The 7,988-nt window shown below is 59.8% G+C and carries 8 protein-coding genes; 4 read left to right on the top strand and 4 right to left on the bottom strand.

Annotated elements, in window-relative coordinates:
• On the top strand, window positions 1-1,786 hold a 1,786-nt coding region (locus RJQ10_RS17670), incomplete at its 5' end, for a cytochrome c/FTR1 family iron permease (RefSeq protein ID WP_350148702.1).
• Window positions 1,787-1,874: 88 nt separating this feature from the next.
• On the opposite strand, the gene RJQ10_RS17665 is transcribed toward RJQ10_RS17670, so the two are convergent.
• The 3 genes from RJQ10_RS17665 to RJQ10_RS17655 form a co-directional block, all read right to left on the bottom strand.
• A complete protein-coding gene (locus RJQ10_RS17665; protein WP_350148701.1) occupies window positions 1,875-2,432 on the bottom strand; it encodes a CBS domain-containing protein in 558 nt (185 codons plus the stop codon).
• A gap of 617 nt (window positions 2,433-3,049) precedes the next feature.
• A complete protein-coding gene (locus tag RJQ10_RS17660) occupies window positions 3,050-3,622 on the bottom strand; it encodes a hypothetical protein (RefSeq protein WP_350148700.1) in 573 nt (190 codons plus the stop codon).
• Window positions 3,623-3,717: 95 nt separating this feature from the next.
• Window positions 3,718-4,140: an ester cyclase gene (locus RJQ10_RS17655; protein ID WP_350148699.1), complete on the bottom strand. Its 423-nt coding sequence runs from the start codon at window positions 4,138-4,140 to the stop codon at window positions 3,718-3,720.
• A 299-nt stretch (window positions 4,141-4,439) separates the two neighbouring features.
• On the opposite strand from RJQ10_RS17655, the gene RJQ10_RS17650 reads away from it, so the two are divergent.
• From RJQ10_RS17650 to RJQ10_RS17640, 3 genes are all read left to right on the top strand, one after another.
• The gene (locus RJQ10_RS17650) at window positions 4,440-4,859 is read left to right on the top strand and encodes a rubrerythrin family protein (RefSeq protein ID WP_350148698.1); all 420 of its coding nucleotides are present in this window, start codon (window positions 4,440-4,442) and stop codon (window positions 4,857-4,859) included.
• Window positions 4,860-4,976: 117 nt separating this feature from the next.
• Window positions 4,977-6,299, top strand: coding sequence for a heterodisulfide reductase-related iron-sulfur binding cluster (locus RJQ10_RS17645; protein ID WP_350148697.1), 1,323 nt, complete (start codon window positions 4,977-4,979; stop codon window positions 6,297-6,299).
• 18 nt (window positions 6,300-6,317) lie between these two features.
• Complete coding sequence (locus tag RJQ10_RS17640) at window positions 6,318-6,917, top strand: DUF3501 family protein (RefSeq protein WP_350148696.1); 600 nt, start codon at window positions 6,318-6,320, stop codon at window positions 6,915-6,917.
• A 45-nt stretch (window positions 6,918-6,962) separates the two neighbouring features.
• Here the strand turns inward: RJQ10_RS17640 and RJQ10_RS17635 are convergent, their stop codons facing one another.
• Window positions 6,963-7,886 carry a glycosyltransferase family 2 protein gene (locus RJQ10_RS17635; RefSeq protein WP_350148695.1) on the bottom strand — a complete coding sequence of 308 codons (924 nt, stop codon included), beginning with the start codon at window positions 7,884-7,886 and terminating at the stop codon, window positions 6,963-6,965.
• Between the last annotated feature and the right edge of the window lie 102 nt (window positions 7,887-7,988).

Raw genomic sequence — 7,988 nt, 5'->3', positions numbered from 1 at the left:
CCGGGAAATGCTTGAATTCTCCCGGTTTATCCTCGACAGCATTACCCTGCTGCAGGGAAGTTCCACCGGGGCAGGCGATCTGCAGGAACAGGCCAGCGCGCTGCAGCTGGCGATCCAGGGCAAGCGGGATATCCAGACGATTCGAGAAGCCAGCAGCAGCCTGAGGAAGGGACTGCTGGCCCTCATGCCGAACTCTGCTTTACCCGAGCGACTGTTGGCAGAGTCGACTACCCAAGATCTCTACGAAAGTCACTGCGCATCGTGCCACGGTCGGTCCGGTGGTGGCGACGGCGTGTTGGCCGCACAGCTGGAACCTGCCCCCACCAACTTCACCGATGCAGACAGGGCTTCGAACCGGTCACTGCTGGGACTCTACAATGCGATATCCCACGGCATAGAACAGACTGCGATGCCTGGCTTCGGCCAGTTATCAGAACGGGAACGCTGGTCGTTGGCCTTTCATGTCGGCGGAATCGCATTTCACAACATCGATGCTGCAGGAGATGGCGCAGTCGGCGTCACCTTGCAGCAGCTGGTCAACCACAGCCCGGCACAACTGGCTGCCGAACAACCAGGGCTAAAACTGCGGGAAATTGCCGGTCTGCGCGCCAATCCCGACGCGCTGTTCGCGACAGCGGAACACCCGCTGAAAACTACTCGCGACCAGCTCTCGCTGGCACAAGCAGCCTACCAGCAGGGCGACTATCCTGCCGCGCAAGCGCTGGCGGTGAGCGCCTACCTCGACGGGTTTGAGCTGATCGAGAACAGTCTGAACGCAAGGGATATTGCGCTTCGTCAGGCAATCGAAGCCGGGATGATGGAAATGCGGCAACTACTCAGGCGGCAGCAGCCACCCGGCGTGGTTGAAGCGGCAATGAAGCGAACCATGGCACAGTTGGACGAAGCCGATCTATTGCTCTCAGGTTCAATGCTGTCCAGCGCCACGCTGTTTGGCGCCAGCCTTGTCATTTTGCTGCGAGAGGGACTCGAAGCCTTGCTGGTAGTCATTGCCCTGGTCACGGTCCTCACCCGAACTGGCCGAAAGGATGGAATGCGGTATGTCCACGTGGGTTGGGTTTCCGCTTTAGTGGCCGGAATTGCGACCTGGGCCGCTGCGCAATCCCTGATCAGCATCAGCGGCGCCAGTCGAGAAGTCATGGAGGGGGTCGCGGCGTTGCTGGCGGCCGTGGTATTACTGTATGTCGGCATCTGGATGCACAGTAAAACCCATGCTGCCCAGTGGCAGGCCTATATCCAGCAACACATCAATACGCACCTGACCGCCGGGACCTTGTGGGGACTCGCGCTGTTGGCATTTATCGCGGTCTACCGGGAGGTATTTGAGACCGTGCTTTTTTACCAGACGCTGCTGACACAAGCGGGAACCCATCAGTACCCCGCCATTGCCGGCGGCTTCGGTCTCGCCGTGTCAATACTGGCGATACTGGCCTGGGTGCTGGTGCGCTACTCGGTGAAGTTGCCAGTCGCCCGGTTCTTCTCCATCACCACTTATCTGTTGCTGGCCCTGGCATTCATCCTGATGGGCAAAGCCGTGTCGGCGCTACAGGAAGCCGCTCTGATCAGCGTTACTCCGTTACCGGTGAGTTTTGAAATGGCATGGGTAGGTGTCAAATCCACCTGGCAGGGATTACTCGCGCAACTTTCAGTGCTGCTGGTCTTCCTGGCTTTCCTCATGACAAGCAGGTCGAAGCAGAACCGGTCCTCCGCCACATCCCCGGCAAGCGACGCTGACAACGGCGGCATCCAACCGCTGAAGCCGGATTGACAGTCAGAACACTGGCTGCAGTTGCCCGCGCTTGCCGGCTTGTGCAACTGCAGTAACAGCCTGGGAGTAGCCCGGTGCGGGGTACTCTTTACCCGGTGGCCGAGAATACCCGGTAAAAACTCGATTTCTCCTGAATATTGATCGGGAGATGAAGCTTGCGTGAAATGTCACTGGCAGAGAAAATTCCCCGGACACGGTGCTTATTCCGGTCTACCACCAGGCAGTGTTGCTCCCCGCTCTGCTTCAGTGCGGCAATGACATCCGAAATCCTTGCACTTGCGACCTCGGCATAATCGAGCGCCTTCATCGTTCTTTTGCAGGTCATGAATTCGCTGACAGGAATTTTCTCACGCGCAAAGCCTTCGGAAACCTTCACGATGATCCTGCGCTCGATCAGGTCCTCCGCGGACACCACGCCAAGCAGGTGGCCAGAATTGTTGACGACGAATTTCATACGGACATGGGTTTGTCGCATCAGTTTGTTCGCTTCAATTGCAGTCATTGAGTCGAGAATGACCAGCGGTGTTATGTCATGAAAATCAGTAAAAAAATCCAGCGCGGAAGACGCAAGTGACAAACCGCCAGCCTCTTCCGGGTACTCCAACTCATCTATTTCAAACGTGGGATACAAATGTAGCTTTTTCATCAGGTTGCGCTCCATTAATCCTGTGTCTCGCCGCACCAGATCAGTAAAGACCGCGTCCCGCGTATGGGCAGGGCGCGCACCAGTCGATGCCGCGAGCGGTGGTTATACCGACATTGCAGATCAGGGTAATTGGCCTACCGGGCGGCAGGGGGAGCTCTTATTGGATGGGTATTGGCAAAAGACAGGGGTGCAATAGTCGCCGCAACGGCTGCCGCCATTGTCTCGGAGCCGGGCAGATTGGGCGGCGGCTGATGAAAATTTCCCAGTGAATCATCCGCATCGCCTGCTTCCAGGTTTGGCTGGTCAAGCTGTTCTCGCGGATGATCTGCCTGGGCGTAAACCTGGTCTTCCGCAACGGCTGGAGAAAAACCCTCCGGCACGGCGCAGGCACAGAGAAAAAGCCAGAAGCATAAAAGGGGTTTGCTCATCTGAAATCTCTGTTGTCCAAGGCGACTCCTTAAACGGGCCAACTACCGACCCCGCAGACAAGACCTTGGCCATTGGAAAGTACAGCGAAACATTTGTTCCCGCAAGAGGACAAGAAAGTACTCGACTTGTTCCTGTCAGAAACCAACATCCAGAACACGCCCCGATTAGTTGCTTGCCCTGCGCGCACGCTATTGCACACAGGCCTCAACGCCGGTCCTGGTGACGAGCTTGAACTCAATGCCCTCGGTGCTGACACTGCGGCCATTCACCCTCACCCGCGGTAAAAAAAGCGTGACCTTCGCTTCGGAATCCACCGGGAACCGAGCGTTCGAGCTGAAGAGGTCGTTGCTGGCGGAGGGCTCATCATGGATGCGCAGATCTGCGTTTCTCCGACCTTCCAGCAGGTCCGTGGGCTGCACCTGCTCGAAATGACCGGGCTGGCCGTTGCGCCCGTGCACAGCGACCATGAACTCCTGCAGATTCGCCTGGGTAGCGCCGGAAGCCGTTTCCAGCACCAGCACCGCCTGCTCAAATTGCAGCGATTGTCCGGGCGAGAGTGGAACCTGCAGGCTGAGGCCGATCTCATTCTCGCCGCCTGGCGCCATGCTCAGCGCGATCGAAACAGTATCATCCAGCGGAACCAGTGCGGACCCATGCGGCACCCAGCCACAGGTGGTGCTTTCGCGCAGGTACCCGCTGTAGACCGGGATATAGAAGGTACGGTGAACCACCCCGCAGCCGCCAAGCGCCAGCAGCATCAACAGGACGCCCCATTGCGCGAGCCTCGGGGCCTGGCGACGCCATGCGCATGGTGGGACAGCGCCGACCGGATGTACTCCCCTGAATTGGGCCTCGGTCAAGCACCCCATCCGAGCTGGCGCATGGCGTAGCCGTCATTCCAGATCTTGGTCATGTGCCGGATACGGTCACGGTCGAACTCCATGACGTAGACATAATCCGTTTCCACAGCCTTGCCGGAGGGGGGCACCGGGCCGCCATCGCCAGTGTGGGTACCCCTGAATATGGCAAAGCCCAAAACCTGGTCGCGATCTTCATCGACCGCGAATGTCCTTATCTCGTAGGATGCATCCGGCACCGGGCCGGCTATGAGACCCTTCATCGCCTCTGTATATTCCGCGAGCGTATCGATCCCGGCGAACGTGTCGGTCTGTGCCGAGAACGAGGCGTCGGGGTGACAATACCGGCTGCAGGCATCCCAGCCTTGCCCCGATTCGCAGGCGTCAAAAAAAAGGGCGGCGGTTTCCCTGATCGAACTCATCGTGACTCCCCTTGCGCAAGCCTGGCCAATCTCAGGCAACACTACCACCTTCCGGGGAGTTTCAGAAGCATGCCAGGGACCCTCCGCGGCAACCACCTGCGGCCTGGCCAGAATGCCCGTATTCCGCCACCGCAGAGAGGTAGCGCAGCGGCTTCAGGGTCGCCTGTCGGCTCATTGCAACGATCGCTTTTGTCGATCAACCTTGATAATTTTTTCTACTGGACGGATAGTATCCGATCGTCTAGTTTTACCCAACCGCACATCTGTGCAGGCATGTTAACGCTTACAGGAGAATCCTCATGTCGCTGAAAGGAAGTCAAACCGAACAGAACCTGAAAGACGCGTTCGCGGGCGAGTCCCAGGCCAACCGTCGCTATCTGTACTTCGCTGCCAAGGCTGATGTGGAAGGCTACAACGATGTGGCCGCTGTATTCCGCTCCACCGCCGAAGGCGAGACCGGCCACGCCCACGGCCACCTGGAATACCTGGAAGAGACCGGTGACCCGGCAACAGGCCTGCCCATCGGCGGCACCTCGGACAACCTCAAAGCAGCGATTGCCGGCGAAACCCACGAGTACACGGACATGTACCCGGGCATGGCCAAGACTGCCCGCGACGAGGGCTTCGACGAAATCGCGGACTGGATGGAAACCCTCGCCAAGGCCGAGCGCAGCCACGCCAACCGTTTCCAGAAGGCATTGGACAGCCTCGACGCCTGATCACTGGCACCCTGACCGCGGGCCCGACCCGCGGCACCATGAACCACCCGAAACGGGTTCGTACTTTCCTGCGAGCCCGTTTTTTTACCTGCCGACCCAGTGGATGAGGACGTAGCCGTGAGAGAAGGAAGCCTGGAAGCACCCACCCGACACCCCGTCGAATGGCGCACGGACGATTTCTGGGACCAGGGCAAACTGGACGCGGAACTGGAGCGTGTGTACGACATCTGCCACGGCTGCCGCCGCTGCGTCAGCCTCTGCGACAGCTTCCCCACCCTGTTCGACCTGGTGGACGAGTCGGAAACCATGGAGGTCGACGGTGTCGCCAAGGCCGATTACCACAAGGTTGTGGAACAGTGTTACCTCTGCGATCTCTGCTACATGACCAAGTGCCCCTACGTACCACCCCACGAGTGGAACGTGGATTTCCCGCACCTGATGCTGCGGGCCAAGGCCGTGCACTTTCGCAAGGAAGGCGCGCGCCTGCGGGACCGGGTACTGACCAGCACCGACACCACCTTTGGCCTTGCCACCATCCCGCTGGTGGACGTGACAGTAAATGCGCTGAACCGCAACGCCACGTTCCGCAAGGCGCTGGAATCCAGCTTCGGCATTCACCACCAAGCGCCGGTGCCCCAGTTTCACAGCAATACCCTGCGCAAGCGGGTCAGGCCCATGGTGAAGAACCTGGAGCCGCAACCGGTCGGCGACACCACCGGCAAGGTGGCGCTCTACGCCACCTGCTACGGCAACTACAACAGCCCGGAGATTGGCGAGGACTTCGTCAAGGTATTCCAGCACAACGGCATCCACATCGACATCGTGCCCAAGGAGAAATGCTGCGGCATGCCGAAGCTGGAGCTGGGCGACCTGGAAACCGTGCGGAAACTCAAGGAAGCCAATATCCCGGTGCTGGCAAAATTGGTGGACGAGGGCTACGACCTGGTGGCCCCCATTCCCTCCTGTGTGCTGATGTACAAGCAAGAGCTGCCGCTGCTGTTCCCGGACGACGCCGAGGTAATGAGAGTCAAGGCCGCTTTCTTCGACCCCTTCGAGTACCTGTGGCTGCGTCACAAGGGCGGCGCCCTGAATACGGATTTCCCCAACGCCATGGGTGACATCGCCTATCAGGTGGCCTGCCACCAGCGGGTGCAGAACATCGGCCTCAAGACCCGCGATGTGCTCAACCTGGTACCCGACACCCGGGTGACGGCGCAGGAACGCTGCTCAGGCCACGACGGCACCTACGCCATCAAGCTGGAGACCCGCGACAAGTCGGTTAAAATTGCCCGGCCGGTAGTTCGCAAGGTGGACCAGCAGGCGCCGGATCACTTCATGAGCGACTGCCCGATGGCGGCGAGCCATATTGCCAACCTGTCGGAGAAAGTCGACCGGGCGGAACATCCGATGACTTTGTTACGCATGGCCTACGGCCTGTAAATGATCAAGGAGACCACCATGACCCAGTTATCACGCGCCGACCTCTGGTCGCTGGAGGAATACGCGGAGGAGCGCCCACGGTTCCGGGCGCAGGTAATGGCGCACAAGAAAACCCGGCAACTGGCCCTGGGCGAACACGCCCGCCTCTACTTCGAGGATGCCCTGACCATCAAGTACCAGATCCAGGAAATGCTGCGGATAGAAAAGGTATTCGAGGCCGCCGGCATCGCCGAGGAGCTGGATGCCTACAACCCGTTGATTCCGGATGGCCACAACTGGAAGGCCACCTTCATGATAGAGTACGCCGACCCCGCCGAGCGTGCCGAGCGGCTCGGGCAAATGATTGGCCTTGAGGACAAGGTCTGGCTGCAGGTCGGCAACTGCGAAAGGGTGTACCCTATCGCCGATGAAGACCTCGAGCGCAGCAACGAAACCAAGACATCCTCGGTACACTTCATGCGCTTCGAGCTGACCCCGGACATGATTACCGCGGCCAGGAATGGCGAGGCGATCCATGCCGGTATCGACCATCCCGCCTACCCGATAGAGAAATTCGAGATAGACCACGCCATCCGCGACTCACTGACCGCTGACCTCGAGCCCAGCCAGGTTCACTGACAGCACAGGGGCGGTCCTCGCCCGGAAGCACCCTGGAAAGGCGTGCTATAAAGCGAGACCTGGCCCCGACCCTTGTGAACCCACCCGCTGGGTATCAAAGGCAAAGCCGTTGTCGATGGCCGCGGCAGCACCCAGGCAGTAGATGATCTTGGTCAGGTAGATCACAGGCAGGCAGCGCCAGTAGGGCCAGAAGACGAGGTCGGAGTAGATCCCGGCCGTCACCCGTGCCGCGATAAACGGGCTCAGCAGGCGCAGCATGAGGGCGCTGCGGGCAAAGGCAGGCGTAGCGTAGTCCTGCGCATAGCGGTGCCGCACACGAATCCCGGAAAACCCGGATTTCCGCCAGTGGCCCACGACATCCTTCCATCGCGTTCGGGACGGTGCGTGGTGGACCACTGCAGCCGGCACGAACTGCAGTCGGTAGCCCGCCAGGCGCATCCGGATCGTCCAGTCCGAGTCCTCCGCGGCGGCCCCGGGGAAGGACTCGTCCATCAGCCCCACCTCCTCCACGACGCTGCGCTGGACACTGAGATTGAGGGTTGGCAACAAGCTTCTCTCGCCTGGAGGGAGCTCACGGACGAAATCGTGAAACATGGAGACATTGTCACTGAGCACCCAGTAGTTCTCGCTGGCCACGGACACCCCTCCACCCGCGACCCGGGCTCCCTGGCAATGGGCGCGTTCATGCTGTTCGAGCCAGTCGGTCTCCGGTATACAATCGGCGTCGGTAAAGACGATAATCTGCCCCCTGCTCTCGGCGATGCCGCAGTTGCGCGCCACAGCGGCGCATACGGGTTTCCCGGTATCGACAAACCTGACGCGTGGGAACCGGCCGGCGACCCCATTCTCATCGCGGCCGACGACGATAATTTCGTCGGCGGCCCGCGTCTGCTCCATGACCGCCTGCAGAGTTCTGGGCAGAGTCGAGTCGTTCAGCGTGGGAATAACGACGGAAAGGGTTGATGCCATGGGAGGACGGTTCTCCGTGAGGGTTGGTCAACAGCGGCAACCACAGTAGTTTGATGCACTCTTGAGAAAAAAACGAGGTTGAAATGCGGGGACTATCCAGAC

It is taken from the genome of Haliea sp., from assembly GCF_040222615.1.
In the GTDB taxonomy this organism is placed as follows: domain Bacteria; phylum Pseudomonadota; class Gammaproteobacteria; order Pseudomonadales; family Halieaceae; genus Haliea.
Note: the sequence above shows the minus strand (reverse complement) of the source record. Positions and strands in the feature narration are given on the sequence as shown.